This is a genomic window from Hymenobacter telluris (assembly GCF_017313265.1).
In the GTDB taxonomy this organism is placed as follows: domain Bacteria; phylum Bacteroidota; class Bacteroidia; order Cytophagales; family Hymenobacteraceae; genus Hymenobacter; species Hymenobacter telluris.
This window is the reverse complement of the sequence record NZ_JAFLQZ010000027.1, coordinates 1-13,415: the sequence shown is the minus strand read 5'-3', so window position 1 is coordinate 13,415 and position 13,415 is coordinate 1. Positions and strand designations below refer to the sequence as shown.

The following is a 13,415-nucleotide window of genomic DNA, read 5'->3' as shown; positions in this document are numbered from 1 at the left end:
AATAATGCAAATCACTTTTGCGAGTAGTCTTTCCTTTTCATGAGCTGAGTTTGCCTACACCTTTGTGTCAATCAATCACTTGAACGACACAAACAAATAATATCATGCTGAATTTCCTCGCTCTCGCCCTATTCCAAATCAGCAGCTTCACTGTTAGCCCAGAAGCAAATGCTCTACCTTCCGGCCCAGGCCCTGTAGTAGTAAGCGTAGTGGACCACGGCAACGGCGGCTGGACGGGTATCGACCAAGACCACGGCAATGGCGGCTGGACCGGCATCAACGACCACGGTAACGGCGGCTGGACCGGTATCGACCAAGACCACGGCAATGGCGGCTGGACCGGCATCAACGACCACGGCAACGGCGGCTGGACGGGTGTTGATCAGGAGCACGGCAATGGTGGCTGGACCGGCATTGATGAAGACCACGGCAACGGCGGCTGGACCGGCAAATAGTACACAGAAGTCTGGGCGGATGTGAATGGCTCAGATTTCTTGGTTAACTTGCCCGGCACCCATTGCTGAGCTGTTTCCAGCCAATGAAGTCTTTCTCGTTCGGCTTATTAGCCCTGCTCTTAGGTTGTATTGGACTCACGGCTTGCACCTCGCAGCCTGATGCCCCCGAGTCTGTGCGCATCCGTTGGGCTACCGACCCGCAAACGCTGGATCCGTTGCTAGCTACTGCGCCCCAGGCAATCGAGGTTATCAACCTACTGCATGGCAGCCTGTTAGTCGGCGATTATCAAAGTCAGCGCTATGTTCCTTGGCTGGCGCAGTCGTTGCCCGTTGTTAGCCGCCGCGACAGTCTCACGCTGCTTACATATACGCTTAGGCCAGAAGCAACCTGGGACAATGGCCAGCCAGTAGTAGCGCGGGACGTGGCCTTTACCCTTAAAGTATTGAATTGCCCTGGCCTGCCAACCGAGTACATGCGTGCCCAATACGGCTTTGTACTGGATATTGAGTTGGATGCCAGCAATGCCCGCCGGTTTACACTGGTCTGCCAAAGCGCTTCTCAAGATATTATTGGCTCTTCAGGCGACTATTTAATTCTGCCCGAATACAGCCTCGATCCACAGGGAACCTTACGCCCTGTGCCCCTGCCCTTACTACGGACTGATACACTTGCCGCAGTGCAGCGCTATCCGGCACTGCGGGCCCTTGCTCACCGGTACCGTACTTCACCGCCGAATAAGTTGCCAGGGTGTGGGCCCTACACCTTAACAGCCTGGGCTAAAAACCGTTATTTACGCCTACAACGCAAATCCAAGTGGTGGGCCCGCAACGTCCGGAATGCTCCGCGGTGGCTACAGGCTAACGCTCCCCAGCTCGATTTTCGTATCATTCCGGATGATGCTACGGCACTCCTGGCGCTTCGGCGCGGTAGTATCGATTTATACCCCATGCCTACAGCACGGGAGTTCAACCGTCTTCGGCACTCTGCCGATACGGCGAACCTATTTTTCCGGGTTGCCGACTCTTACGACATGACGGTAGTGGGTTTCAACACCCAGCGCCCGGCTCTGCAAAATGCGCTTACCCGCCGAGCGTTAAGCATGCTCTTTGACATTCCGGGGCTGGTACAAGCTACCCAGCAGGGACTAGCTTACCGTAGTGTCAGCCTGATAAACCCACACGACAAATTAGCTTACAACGACAGCCTGCCGCTACCTGCTTTCAACCCCAAAGCCGCCGCCGGACTGTTGCAACAAGCAGGATGGCGCCGACAGCCCAATGGCACTTGGTGGCAAGACGGAAAGCAGCTTGCCCTTGGCGTTAGTTACAAAGCTGAAGATTCAGGCCATGAGATTATCGCCTTGCAGTTTCAGGCAGCGGCTAAAAAGCTAGGCATTCTTGTTAAGGCTCAGCCCCGAAACAGTGAGCTATTGAAAAAGCGGTTGAGGAAAGGCGAAATAGACATGTATGTGCGCACCATGCATGGCAATCCGTTTTCCTATAATTTCAAACCAATTCTACACTCCAAAGGCATTGGTATTCTCAACTATACGCATTTCCAGAATGCCGAAGGCGACCGTCTGATAGACGCCATTTCAGTTGAGCAGAATACTATGCGCAAAGCCAAATTACTCCGGCGTTTTCAGACCCTGTTGCAGCAGGAGTCGCCGCTGGTTGTTCTTTACTTTGCGCGCCACCGCCTGATAGCCTCCCGGCGGCTTAGCCCTACGGTGCAGGCCACTAGTATTCAGCCTGGTTATGATGCCTTGCAGTTGAAGCCGAATTCTTCGTCTAGGCGTTAAGTAGGTATGGTGCGGAGGGTATTGGGTCGTTTCTTGCAGTTGCTGCTTACCGGGTGGGGGCTTATCACGGTGTTATTCGTGCTGGTCCATTCCCTGCCTGTCAATGATGCGCAGGCAACGGAACGCCTAGCGGACCGCCTGGAAACTGAAACGTCCGCAGAAAAAATACAGCAGGCCCAGCAAGCGGCTCGCCTTCGGTTAGGCTTAACAAAGCCTGTTTTCTACATTTCGTACGCTCCCGTTAGTCAGCACCAAATGCGGCCCGCGGCCCGCTGGCGTTGGAACGGCACCCATAACCAGTATCACCAGTGGTTGAATGGGTTGCTGCACGGCAACCTTGGGCGCTCCTATCGAACAGAAGAACCGGTTAGTACCTTGCTGGCCAGCGCCTTACTCGTTACGCTACCTCTCACTGGCCTTGCAGCGTTGCTGACCATTGGGCTTTCGGTGGTGCTAGGTCTGTGGCTGGCATCTCGGCCCGGTCTGCGCTGGCTCCTTACTGGATTGTATGCGCTTGATTCGCTCCCCATTTTTGTGGTTGCGCTTTTGCTGCTGCTGCTGCTGGCTAACCCTGATTTTTTGGCGTTGTTCCCGACCTATGGCCTTGGCATGCAAGATGACGAAACCAGTAGCATCGTGTATTTGCTCAGCCAGCCAGCTTTTCTGGTTCTTCCGCTCGCCAGCTTAGTTATTACGGCACTCACCGAGCCTACTTTGCAACTGGTCAGTGCTCTTCGGCACGAGGCGGGACTACCCTACACCCAAACGGCCCGCGCCAAAGGGCTGCTGGAGAAGCAGGTTTTACGTAGGCACGCACTACGCAATGCGCTGCTTCCAATTTTCACTCTCTTCACTGAGTTGGTTCCCAATTTACTGGCTGGCGCGGTGGTGGTGGAGCTAATCTTTGCTTTGCCAGGCCTGGGCCGGCTGCTGGCCGATGCCGCTGCCACCCACGACTACCCTGTGGTTTTGGGTGGTATCCTGGTTGTGCTTGCGGCGCGGCTGCTCACTCTGGCCCTAGCCGACTGGCTGTATCAGCTGGCCGATCCTCGCTTACGCATTGGTATCCAATGAGGCGCTTGGCGTGGAGTGAGAAAATAAGCTGGCAACACGGAGCGGCAATAGGATGGCTGCTTCTTTTGGTGTTTGCGGCTATTGGGTCTTTGTTTCTGCCCGAATCTTCCCTTACGCCAGACCTACGCAGCACGAGCGTTCCACCTCTTACTTTTCAGCACTGGCTGGGCACCGATCCGCTAGGTCAGGATGTAGGGACTATGCTGCTATACGGCGCACGCACTACGTTGCTTGTTAGCCTGCCGGCAGCAGCGCTTGCTACCGCTCTAGGTACCACCTTGGGGCTCATAGCAGGCTATTACGGCAATACCCGGCTTCGTTTTCCCTGTGCCTATTGGCTGGCAGCAGTGCTACTTGCTGGCAGCCTGTTTCTGTTCCGATTACCCCAAGCAGGTATTGCCAGAGTATGGTACCCGTTGCTACTTGGCGGAACGGCACTTTTGCTGGGCAAGCAGCTACAACGATTTTCCCTTTTTCGCCGGCCGCTGGCTTTTCCAGTTGATCAGCTGGTATTGGCCGCTGTAACGCTGTTGGCTGCCATTCCCCGTCTGTTATTGGTATTGGCCATAGCCGCTGCCTTCGAACCAACTATCCCAGGACTGGTGCTACTCCTTGCCCTCACCTCCTGGACCCAGTCGGCCCGGCTGACACGTGCCGAAGTGCGCCGGTTACTTGAGTTGCCTTACCTGGAAGCTGCTCATTCTATTGGCCTGCCTGCTTGGCGCATCATACGGCACCATCTTTTGCCTAATGCGTGGAGGCCAATTGCTACCACTTTCCCTCTGAGCATTGCAGTATTTATTGCGCTTGAAACCACACTGTCTTTTTTGGGAATTGGCCTGCCTCCTGAAACGCCTAGCTGGGGAAAACTACTAGCGCTCAGCCGCTTATCACCCTCATCTTGGTGGCTATTGCTCTTTCCGGGTATCTGCTTACTGGCGACTACCCTGTCTTTAAGAAAGCTGCTGACATTAGGTAAAATAAAAAGCACTTTCTGATTCCATGTCACAAACAGGACAACATGCATCAAGACATAATACAAAACTATATAATTACAACTATTTGAATATCACACGAATAAAATTATTGATTTTGCTATTTTCATTTTCACACGTTAATAATCAGCACTTAGTCACGCTAAAAGACTAGTCACAAATAGCAGACTTTTTTCCTTTACATCCCTTGGCCATACCCCTAGTTTTGTAATGTGCTAAAGGATAAAGCACCGAAAAAGTCACCTTCTCTCGCTGTTTGCTTCGGCTAACAATGGCGTCACTACTTCTCAAGCGTCGGCAGGGACACGCATTGCGTTACTTGCTTCTGGAAATGGCAGCTCATCAACGTGTTGCTGCCGCCATGTCTGGTTTCCAGACGATTGATGGAGAATTAGTGCCCTTTGTAACCGGTGAACTCGCCCTCCGCTCTGGAACGGCAATGCTGATTGGAGGCCTCTTGGTTGGAACAGTTCTATCGGAATCTACATAAAAGTGTTAATTATTACGGCCTTCTCTACTAAGGGAGTATGAAGGCTAGTGAACAATGTTGCAATAGGTGTGTGAAAACCCCGCTGGTTCTGCCTGCGGGGTTTTTGCGTAATTGCACCAGTCTGTTCGGGCGGCTGCGTAGCTAAAACGCTTCAACTGCCCGATAAAGTATGTGTGCTTATTTACAGAGCCTCTGTTTGGCGAGCCAGAACCGCAATACCGCTTTGGAAGTCGTGGGGCTGGTAGCCCAGTTCCCGCTGCGCCTTATCGATGATGAAGCCTGTGCGCGGCGGACGCTTGGCTGGCTGCGAGAATGTGCTGCCATCAACCCGCGTGATAAGCGCTTTGTCTAGCTGAAAGTAGTCTGCTACTTGCAGCGCCATTTGGTAAGGAGTGAGGACCTCACTGCTACTGATGTGGTAGATACCCGTGGCGTTCTTTTGAGCGACCAGCCAACACCCCTGGGCCAAATCTTCGGCCAAAGTTGGCGTCCGGTATTGGTCGTCTACTACCTTAATGGCCTTGCCAGCCCGCAGGGAGTCGCGCACCCACAGCACAATATTGGTCCGGCCGTAGTCGTGGGCGGTACCATACACCAGCACCGTGCGGACAATAGCCCACGTTCCCTTGCTGGCTTGCACGAGTTGTTCGGCTGCTAACTTGCTTTGTCCGTAGAAATTTATGGGAGCCGGTACGGCATCTTCCGCCAAAGGCCCTTTTTCACCGCTGAAAACAAAATCGGTACTGACGTGGATAAGATGCACTTTGTACTTAGTACAGGCTGCTACTAAGTGCTCTACCGCCGTCACGTTGCTTGCCCAACATGCTTCCTGGTTTAGCTCGCACTCGTCTACGTTGGTCATGGCCGCCGTGTGGATGAGGTGCGTGGGTTGCTCTCGGGCCAGCACGGCCTGTACTTCCTGCTGGTTGGCCACATCGAGCGGCACAAACCGCAGGTCGGCATACATGCCGGCCAGTTTGTTGGCGCCGCGGGAAGTGGCAATCAGCTCCACGCCGGGCTGTTGCCGCAACAGCTCAACCAGCTTTTGCCCCAGCAATCCATTGGAACCAGTTATCAGAATGCGCATAAGGCGAAGCTGCTGAGGTGTTGAACGACTGTATTAGTACTGATAGCCGTAGAGTTCGGTGATTTTCTTTTTCTTGAGCTTTTCCACTTTCACAGTCATTTTGATGTCGGTGGTAGGCCGGTCCCGGTCGTCTTTGGGCTGAGTGGCAATTTTATCTAACACCTCAAGGCCGCTGATTACCTGCCCATACACCGTATACTGCCCATCGAGGTGGGGTACGCCGCGGTGGTTCTGCACAAGATAGAACTGCGAAGAGCTGCTGGCCCGCGTCGGGTTCACAAAGTCGCCTTGGCGGGCGGCAGCTACGGCACCGAATTTATGCTTGAACTCAGGCCGGATTTCGGCTGGAATCGTTGGCGCGTCGGGCTGGCCGGCCCCGTCATTGCTGGGGTCGGCATCCTTGGAATTAGCGTCGCCGCCCTGAATCATAAAATCGGGAATGATGCGGTGGAATGTGGTGCCGTTGTAAAACCCACTTTCGGCCAGTTTCAGGAAGTTGGCTTTATGCTTAGGGGTGGCATCAAAAAGCACCAGTTTGATATCACCGAGCGAAGTACTGATGGTAACGAGCTGATCTTTCTTACTGAGCTTTGGCCGTTTAGCTGCTTGCAGCCCTGAGGTGGTGAAGAGCAACAAGACAGCGCACCACAGCGCTGCGAAACGAAAATTCAGATTCATAGGGCGGCAACACAAGAAGTTTGTGTGGCGAAAGTAAGCTGTTTCGCTCGGCAACGCCACCAATTCTGCCATCTTCTAGGTGGCTGATAGCACCAGCGTTTCTTTTTTCTTGGAAAGTATTGGCTCAACTGCCGACAAAACATCGGCAATACCGTATGGTCTGCCAATCTTACTGCTCACCTTCCTAGCTGTACATGAACAACAACGCTACCCTTTCGGCCTTCCCGAAGCCCCACTGGTTTCCGAAGCTGCTACTCGCCATTTACGTAATTGAATTTGTTGTGCTGGGCCTGCACCCGGCGGAGCGTGGTACGTGGTGGGCCGAGAATGTGCCAATTTTCTTGATTGTGGTGGCGCTGGTAGTGCTGTATCTGCGGGGCGTCCGGTTCTCGAACCTGGCATATCTGCTGATGAGCGTATTGATCTTTATGCACACCGTGGGCGGCCATTACACCTTTGAAAAAGTACCCTTCGACTGGTTCAACAACCTGTTTGGGTTCAAGCGCAATATGTATGACCGGGTGGCGCATTTCTCGGTGGGGTTCTATGCCTACGCCATCATTGAGCTAACCGATCGGTATGGTACTATTCGCAACCGAGTTATCAGTTACTTGTTCCCGCTTTGCGTTATCGGGACGGTAGCCATGACCTACGAGCTAATCGAGTGGGTGTATGCCGAGGTGGCCGGAGGCAACGCAGGTGCCGCCTTCCTAGGCAGCCAGGGCGACATCTGGGATGCGCAAAAAGATATGCTGGCCGATACTAGCGGGGCTGTTTTCGCTTTGTTGCTATACGCCCTCTTCGGCGGCCGCCGGACCCGCTAGATTTCATTGTAACAACAAGCCCCCGCTGATTTCGGATCAGCGGGGGCTTGTTGTTACAATGAAATCCGATAGAACTACGCACGGGCTTGCCGGATGCTGGCCAGGATTTCCTGCCCACCACGAGCCAGAATTTGCTCGGCCACGCGCACCCCTAGAGCATCGGCTTCGGTGGTAGCTGCCGATTGAATTTCTTCCAGCAATTGCTCTCCATCGAGACTAATAAGGCCTCCGTGCAGCTGCACCGTGCCAGCCGAAGTAAGCGTAGCTAGCGCAAACGAAGGAATACTGCACCCCCCTTCCATAGTGCGCAGAAACGCCCGCTCGGCGGCCAGGCAAATGTGCGTGGGGCCGTGGTCGAGGATGCGCTGCAACTCTTGCTTCAACTCGGGTTCCAGGCTGCGGGCGCACTCAATAGCTACGCTGCCTTGGCCGGTGGCCGGCACAAACTGCGTTTCGGGCAGCATGTGGCGGATGAGGGCATCGTACTCCATGCGGTGCACGCCGGCGTAGGCCAGCACCAGCGCATCATACTGGCCTTCTTCTAGCTTGCGCAAGCGAGTTTGCAGGTTGCCACGGGCTTCGGCGGTGGTAGCATTGGGCAAAAACCGCTTCAGCATGGCCTTGCGGCGGGTGCTGCTGGTGCCCAGTACCAGGCCAGGCTGGTGCAGGTCGAGGTTGGGTTGGAAGCTGACCACCACATCGTTTACTTGCTCGCGCTCCATGAAAGCCAGCAGCTCCAGATCCGCTGGAATGGAGCTTTGCACGTCTTTGGCGCTGTGCACGGCAATATCTACGTGTCCGGTGCGCAGGCCTACTTCCAGCTCTTCGGTGAATACGCCTTTCGAGCCGATTTTATCGAGTGACCGGTCCAGCACTACGTCGCCAGTAGTGGTGATGATGACAATTTCAGTGCTCAAGCCCGCTAATTCCAGGCAGGCAGCTACGTGGTGCGCTTGCCACAGCGCTAGTCTGCTGCCGCGGGTGCCGATGCGGATATTCTTTTTCAAGCAATTCAGGATTAAAAATGTCAGCTTGCAGCACCACCGAACCGAGTGGCTACAGCGGCCGACAAGTGGCCGGATACGTTGGCGCAAAGGTACTGCCTCCAGCACCGATGTTACCGGCTATAGCTTAGTTAACACCTGCTATAGCAAGTTAGCAAGCTGTATTTTCTGCGTTTACAGCGCCTACGCAGCATTTTTCAGCAGCTCAGCCACCCGCAACGACACGTCCACGAACACCATGCGAGGGTTGGCATTTCGTTCGATGTGGTAGTGCGCGTCGTTCAGTTCCCGGGTAAGTGGGTCGGCGTTGCGGGGCGTAACAAAGCGGCTGAAACCACTAATGAACTGCTGTTCGGCGGCAGGAAGATGAGGTACCAGCTTGGGGTCGAGGCCGTAGAGCAGCACCTTGCGCAAAATACCCAGCGCAAACTGCATAAACTCTTTCTGATTTTCGCGGCCCAGCTTCTGAAAATCGTCGCTCGTCGTTAGCATGTCGCCCACATTGTTGCTGTAGCAAAGACGCATCCATTTCACGAACAAGGTGAAATAATCGTGATCGGCGGTGATATGCTGGGCGGCTAGGGCGGCGCCGGGGTTGCCCTCAGCCAGCTGTGCCAGCTGGCGCGCCTTCGCCTCCGGAACGTGGTGAGCTGTGTGCAGCCAGTTGGTCAGTTCGTTTTCCTGAAGCGGGCGTACCACCACGGGCTGTACCCGGCTGATGATGGTAGGCAGTAGTTGTTCGGGCGCGTAGCTCACCAGCAAAAACACCGTGGCCGGCGGCGGCTCCTCCAGCAATTTCAGCACAGCGTTGGCGGCGGCTGGGTGCATTAACTCGGGCAGCCAAATCACTACTAATTTAAACTGCGCCTCGAACGCCTTCAGCGAAACCAGCTTTAGTAGTTGCAAGCTTTCATCCTTGGAAATGCTGCCCTGCTTGTTTTCGGCGCCAATGTGCTGCATCCAGTCATTGAGGCCCTGGTACGGATTGTCGAGCACAAAACTGCGCCACTCCGCCATAAACTTGCTGCTGGTGGCGTCCTTGGCCACGGTTTTGGTGGTCGTGACCGGCACAATGAAGTTGAGGTCGGGGTGTACCAGCTTGTCGATTTTCTGGCAGCTTGGGCAGTGCCCGCACGAGTCCTCATCGGTAGCGGCGCGTTGCTCGCAGTTCAGAAAAGCAGCGTAGGCCAGCGCCAAGGCCAGTGCCGCCGAGCCCTCCGCCCCCCGAAACAGCTGCGCGTGCGCCACATGGTTGCGCTGCACACTCTGCACGAGTAGCTGCTTGACCTGTTGCTGACCGGGTATTTCTGAAAACCGCATTGCTTTATTCTTCTTGTAGAATTAACGCTGGCTAAGGTCGCGGGCAGTGAGGCGAAAATGCTTGCGCCGCAGCTTACGCCGGATATCAGCTGGAATAGACCAGCCCTCCTGGTAGCTTTTGACGATGGCGGCCTCTCGCTCGGAACTGAAGCGCATCGTCTGTAAAACACCTGCCAGCATCGGTACGCCCCCATTTATTGCCGCCGCTGTCATGTTTTCTGATTTTGACCGGATGGCGCGCCATCCTACGCTTTCGTCGTAAGCTACTCCTGCGCCGGTGGCTGCCCAGCCCTCACCGTTGCCGCGCTTTTGCGCAAACAGCTTATGCACAGCCAGCACTGTGTCGCGGCCCTGGCCGAAGCTTGGCAATCCGAAAATCAGAAATAGGCTAATAAGCCCATAGTATCTCATAACAAATGCAAATCTGCTCTATTTACTAAGCCATTAAGCAACTAAAATAGTTGATAAGAACCTGTTGTGGCGGTTGGCAGTGCAAGTAGCCTGTTGCTCTACATATTCGCGTCGGGCACAGCTACTGGCTAGTTTTCTCCCAAACTCGCTCCTTGGCTGTGGCCTCGAAGATGTGCTGCATAATGGCTTGCTCAGTGGCGTCGTAAGGCAAAAACCGACGGGACATTACGCGCTCCGCTACTTCTGCTACTTTCGGCAGCTTAAAGGTTTCGAAGCCCGCGGCCCCCCCCCAGCTAAAGCTCGGAATAAACGTGCGCGGAAATCCGGCCCCGAAAATATTGGCCGCTACTCCCACCACTGTGCCGGTATTAAACATGGTGTTGATACCGCACTTGCTATGGTCGCCCATCATGAGGCCGCAGAACTGCTGGCCAGTATTCACAAAGCGGCCCGCCGCGTGGCTCCAGATTTTGACGGGTGCGTAGTTGTTCTTCAGGTTGGACGTATTGGTGTCGGCGCCTAGGTTGCACCACTCGCCGATAACGGAGTTGCCCAGGTAACCGTCGTGGCCCTTGTTGCTATAGCCGAAGAAGACGCTGTTCCCAACCTCCCCTCCTACTTTGCAGTATGGCCCCACGGTGTTGTCGCCGCGCATTTTAGCGCCAGGGTTGATGGTTGAGCCTTCGCCTAGTGCCAGGGCCCCTTTGATAATTGCCCCCTCACTGACGTGCGAGTTCTTGCCTAAATAAATAGGTCCGTTTTCGGCATTGAGAATAGCCGCCCGAATTTTCACGCCGGGCTCAATGAAGATATTTTCCGGGGCGTACACAATGGTATGCACGTCGCCGACGGGCTCCGACTGCCGCCCGGCGGTCAGGAGCTTGAAGTCGCGGCGGATTTCGGCGCCGTTGTGCAGGAATAGGTGCCATACTTCCCTGATTACGGTGACAGGCTCCGTTACTTCACGGGTTTTCTGGAAACCATCCTGAATCAGTTCGGCTACCAATGAGGCGTCAGCTAAATGCGCGGCTACCAGCAGGCCCTCGTAAAATAGCGCTTCGCCGGGTTCCAGGGCCTGCACCTGCCGGGCCAGTAAATCGTCGGCGCAAACGGCTCCATTGATAACCAATGCAGGCCCTTGCGTTGGGCCAGCCGGGAACTTCGCCTGCAAATGCGGCTGGGTGAGATACCCCACAGGCTGCTGTAGGCGCTGCTGCCACTTTTCGGCCAGGGTCAGGATACCGCAACGAAGCGCCGCCACCGGCCGCGTGAACGTGAATGGCAACAACTGCGGCCAAATAGCCGGATCATCGAAAAGCAGAACGTGCATTGGATAAGGATTTCTGATTGCGGGTAGCTGATAAGTGGGTTGCCGCCGCAGCTAGGCAGGCACTTCTGAGGTGCAAATAAAAAACTCCTGCCAGACAAAGCCGGCAGGAGTTTTTCTGTGCTGCATTCTGGAAGCTTGAAATCAAGCCGTTAGAGCGAGCAACTATTTTTTCTGGTAGCGGTTGCGGAATTTCTCCACGCGGCCAGCCGTGTCAAGCAACACGTTTTTGCCGGTGTAGAAAGGGTGCGACTCGCTGCTCACCTCCACCTTGATGACGGGGTAGGTCTTACCGTCTTCCATCGTGACGGTTTCGTTGGAGTTCATCGTCGAGCGAGTGATGAATTTAAATCCGCTCGAGGTGTCCTGAAACACGACTTCGCGATACTCGGGGTGAATGTTCTTTTTCATGGTCGAATGCCGTTTGTACCTAATTGCCTGCCGATTTTGCGGAAGGGACTGCAAAAGTACACGTTACGTTCAACTTTCAAAAGCGCCGAGCTGCTTTTCTGCATTTCCTTGGCTATACGGCACGGGCTATTAGAAAATGTTTATTTTTGGAACTCCCCCTCAACCCTGTTGCCTATCGATTACCATAATCCTTTGCCATGCTTCTTAAGGTTAGTTTTCCACTATTGCTGCTACTATTGCTAAGCATTTCTTTGGCTTTTGGAGCTACCATCACGCTATTCCAGGCCAGCTACGACAATTCCAACGTACAGATTGTGTGGGAAGTAGCCAACGAAGCCGGCGTTCAGAATTATGAATTGTACCGCAAAGCCAACAACGAGCCGGCATTTACCAAGCTCACTACAATTTCTCCTTCCGGCCAGTCTCGCTACCAGTATCTTGACACCGATGTGTACCGGGGAACTGCGGGCGGCACAGGCACCATGGGCGGGCCTTTCACTTACCGCTTAACGGTGCGCACCACGACCACTGACCAGAGCTACACCAGCACCCTCGGCCAAACCCCCAGCGCCGTACAACGCTCCTGGGGCAGCATCAAGTCGATGTTCCGGTAATGAATTGTTTTCCTATTTCCTTTACAAACCGGCTTGTCCGGTTTTTTTGTGCTTGTTTTCTATTCATTTCAATAGCCAATAGGCAGCCATTAGCCTAGTACTATTTCAACCAATTCCCGCATGCGCCTCTGTTTTGCTTCTAATAATGCCCACAAGCTCGACGAAATTCGGCCACTGCTGCCCGCCGGCACCGAGCTGCTAAGCCTAGCTGATATTGGCTGCCATGAAGAACTGCCCGAAACGCAGAACACGCTGTCTGGCAATGCCCGCCAGAAAGCGTTGTATGTATGGGAGCATTACGGCGTGTCTTGCTTCGCAGATGATACTGGGCTAGAAGTAACTGCGCTGAACGGTGAGCCAGGCGTGTACTCGGCGCGCTACGCGGGCCCGCAGCGCCAAGCCGCCGACAATGTAGCCAAGCTGCTCCGGGAACTACAGCCCCACTCCGACCGGTCGGCGCAGTTTAGAACGGTGGTGGCGCTGGTAGAGCCCACTGGTGAGGTACATGAGTTTGCGGGCGTAGTAGAAGGCCTCATCACGGCAACACCCAGCGGCGCGGGCGGCTTCGGCTACGACCCAGTATTTCAGCCCCAGGAAGGCGACGGCCGCACCTTTGCGGAAATGACCACCGACGAGAAAAACAAGATCAGCCACCGGGCGCGGGCCGTGGCCGGGCTGGTAGCCTTTCTAGCTGAATCTGCATAGCCGTGCACCAAACGGCCGGGTACTACCCAGCTGGTAGCGGCGGCGTAAGAAGCCCCACCGAAAGGTTGAGCTCAGTATTTCGCCGCTAAGTCATTACTTTTGCAGGGTTGGCCCCACCGGTACGGGTCACTTATTCGCCTCGGCAGTGGTAATATAAGGGGTGATTCGTAACTTGAGTGTATGCTTCAAACCCCGTTCACGTGTGGCAAGTGCGGCAG

At 54.7% G+C, this 13,415-nt stretch carries 15 protein-coding genes; 8 read left to right on the top strand and 7 right to left on the bottom strand.

Features of this window, described 5'->3' with window-relative positions; translation table 11 throughout:
- The first annotated feature begins 104 nt into the window (after positions 1-104).
- The 5 genes from J0X19_RS23455 (at position 105) to J0X19_RS23435 (ending at position 4,816) form a co-directional block, all read left to right on the top strand.
- Positions 105-455, top strand: a complete 351-nt coding sequence (locus tag J0X19_RS23455; protein ID WP_206986858.1) for a hypothetical protein — start codon at positions 105-107, stop codon at positions 453-455.
- Positions 456-538: 83 nt separating this feature from the next.
- Complete coding sequence (locus J0X19_RS23450) at positions 539-2,257, top strand: ABC transporter substrate-binding protein (protein ID WP_206986857.1); 1,719 nt, start codon at positions 539-541, stop codon at positions 2,255-2,257.
- A 255-nt stretch (positions 2,258-2,512) separates the two neighbouring features.
- On the top strand, positions 2,513-3,331 hold the full coding sequence (locus tag J0X19_RS23445; protein ID WP_206986856.1) for an ABC transporter permease: 819 nt from the start codon (positions 2,513-2,515) through the stop codon (positions 3,329-3,331).
- Positions 3,332-3,420: 89 nt separating this feature from the next.
- Positions 3,421-4,329, top strand: a complete 909-nt coding sequence (locus J0X19_RS23440; RefSeq protein WP_206986855.1) for an ABC transporter permease — start codon at positions 3,421-3,423, stop codon at positions 4,327-4,329.
- 268 nt (positions 4,330-4,597) lie between these two features.
- Positions 4,598-4,816: a hypothetical protein gene (locus tag J0X19_RS23435; protein ID WP_206986854.1), complete on the top strand. Its 219-nt coding sequence runs from the start codon at positions 4,598-4,600 to the stop codon at positions 4,814-4,816.
- A 181-nt stretch (positions 4,817-4,997) separates the two neighbouring features.
- Here the strand turns inward: J0X19_RS23435 and J0X19_RS23430 are convergent, their stop codons facing one another.
- A complete protein-coding gene (locus J0X19_RS23430; protein ID WP_206986853.1) occupies positions 4,998-5,903 on the bottom strand; it encodes an SDR family oxidoreductase in 906 nt (301 codons plus the stop codon).
- A 33-nt stretch (positions 5,904-5,936) separates the two neighbouring features.
- Positions 5,937-6,581: a peptidylprolyl isomerase gene (locus J0X19_RS23425; RefSeq protein ID WP_206986852.1), complete on the bottom strand. Its 645-nt coding sequence runs from the start codon at positions 6,579-6,581 to the stop codon at positions 5,937-5,939.
- A 194-nt stretch (positions 6,582-6,775) separates the two neighbouring features.
- Between J0X19_RS23425 and J0X19_RS23420 the strand changes: the two genes are divergently transcribed.
- Positions 6,776-7,405 carry a DUF2238 domain-containing protein gene (locus tag J0X19_RS23420; RefSeq protein WP_206986851.1) on the top strand — a complete coding sequence of 210 codons (630 nt, stop codon included), beginning with the start codon at positions 6,776-6,778 and terminating at the stop codon, positions 7,403-7,405.
- 74 nt (positions 7,406-7,479) lie between these two features.
- Here J0X19_RS23420 and hemC read toward each other — a convergent pair whose 3' ends face one another.
- From hemC to J0X19_RS23395, 5 genes are all read right to left on the bottom strand, one after another.
- Positions 7,480-8,412 carry a hydroxymethylbilane synthase gene (gene hemC, locus J0X19_RS23415; RefSeq protein ID WP_206986850.1) on the bottom strand — a complete coding sequence of 311 codons (933 nt, stop codon included), beginning with the start codon at positions 8,410-8,412 and terminating at the stop codon, positions 7,480-7,482.
- A gap of 180 nt (positions 8,413-8,592) precedes the next feature.
- Positions 8,593-9,729: a DNA polymerase III subunit gene (locus J0X19_RS23410; protein WP_206986849.1), complete on the bottom strand. Its 1,137-nt coding sequence runs from the start codon at positions 9,727-9,729 to the stop codon at positions 8,593-8,595.
- Positions 9,730-9,750: 21 nt separating this feature from the next.
- Positions 9,751-10,140, bottom strand: coding sequence for a hypothetical protein (locus J0X19_RS23405; RefSeq protein ID WP_206986848.1), 390 nt, complete (start codon positions 10,138-10,140; stop codon positions 9,751-9,753).
- A gap of 121 nt (positions 10,141-10,261) precedes the next feature.
- The gene (locus J0X19_RS23400) at positions 10,262-11,470 is read right to left on the bottom strand and encodes a GlmU family protein (RefSeq protein WP_206986847.1); all 1,209 of its coding nucleotides are present in this window, start codon (positions 11,468-11,470) and stop codon (positions 10,262-10,264) included.
- A gap of 162 nt (positions 11,471-11,632) precedes the next feature.
- Positions 11,633-11,878, bottom strand: coding sequence for a type B 50S ribosomal protein L31 (locus J0X19_RS23395; protein WP_206986846.1), 246 nt, complete (start codon positions 11,876-11,878; stop codon positions 11,633-11,635).
- Between the two features lie 251 nt (positions 11,879-12,129).
- Here J0X19_RS23395 and J0X19_RS23390 point away from each other — a divergent pair, with 251 nt between their 5' ends.
- Both J0X19_RS23390 and rdgB read left to right on the top strand, forming a co-directional pair.
- Positions 12,130-12,492, top strand: coding sequence for a hypothetical protein (locus J0X19_RS23390; protein ID WP_206986845.1), 363 nt, complete (start codon positions 12,130-12,132; stop codon positions 12,490-12,492).
- Positions 12,493-12,612: 120 nt separating this feature from the next.
- Complete coding sequence (gene rdgB, locus J0X19_RS23385; protein WP_206986844.1) at positions 12,613-13,197, top strand: RdgB/HAM1 family non-canonical purine NTP pyrophosphatase; 585 nt, start codon at positions 12,613-12,615, stop codon at positions 13,195-13,197.
- Positions 13,198-13,415: the final 218 nt, after the last annotated feature.

What these genes read in the sequence shown, in the direction of transcription:
- J0X19_RS23425 (WP_206986852.1), bottom strand. Translation starts at nt 6,581, where the DNA reads ATGAATCTGAATTTTCGTTTCGCAGCGCTGTGGTGCGCTGTCTTGTTG.
- rdgB (WP_206986844.1), top strand. Translation starts at nt 12,613, where the DNA reads ATGCGCCTCTGTTTTGCTTCTAATAATGCCCACAAGCTCGACGAAATT.
- J0X19_RS23420 (WP_206986851.1), top strand. Translation starts at nt 6,776, where the DNA reads ATGAACAACAACGCTACCCTTTCGGCCTTCCCGAAGCCCCACTGGTTT.
- J0X19_RS23405 (WP_206986848.1), bottom strand. Translation starts at nt 10,140, where the DNA reads ATGAGATACTATGGGCTTATTAGCCTATTTCTGATTTTCGGATTGCCA.
- J0X19_RS23395 (WP_206986846.1), bottom strand. Translation starts at nt 11,878, where the DNA reads ATGAAAAAGAACATTCACCCCGAGTATCGCGAAGTCGTGTTTCAGGAC.
- J0X19_RS23430 (WP_206986853.1), bottom strand. Translation starts at nt 5,903, where the DNA reads ATGCGCATTCTGATAACTGGTTCCAATGGATTGCTGGGGCAAAAGCTG.
- J0X19_RS23450 (WP_206986857.1), top strand. Translation starts at nt 539, where the DNA reads ATGAAGTCTTTCTCGTTCGGCTTATTAGCCCTGCTCTTAGGTTGTATT.
- J0X19_RS23445 (WP_206986856.1), top strand. Translation starts at nt 2,513, where the DNA reads ATGCGGCCCGCGGCCCGCTGGCGTTGGAACGGCACCCATAACCAGTAT.
- J0X19_RS23455 (WP_206986858.1), top strand. Translation starts at nt 105, where the DNA reads ATGCTGAATTTCCTCGCTCTCGCCCTATTCCAAATCAGCAGCTTCACT.
- J0X19_RS23435 (WP_206986854.1), top strand. Translation starts at nt 4,598, where the DNA reads ATGGCGTCACTACTTCTCAAGCGTCGGCAGGGACACGCATTGCGTTAC.
- J0X19_RS23410 (WP_206986849.1), bottom strand. Translation starts at nt 9,729, where the DNA reads ATGCGGTTTTCAGAAATACCCGGTCAGCAACAGGTCAAGCAGCTACTC.
- J0X19_RS23400 (WP_206986847.1), bottom strand. Translation starts at nt 11,470, where the DNA reads ATGCACGTTCTGCTTTTCGATGATCCGGCTATTTGGCCGCAGTTGTTG.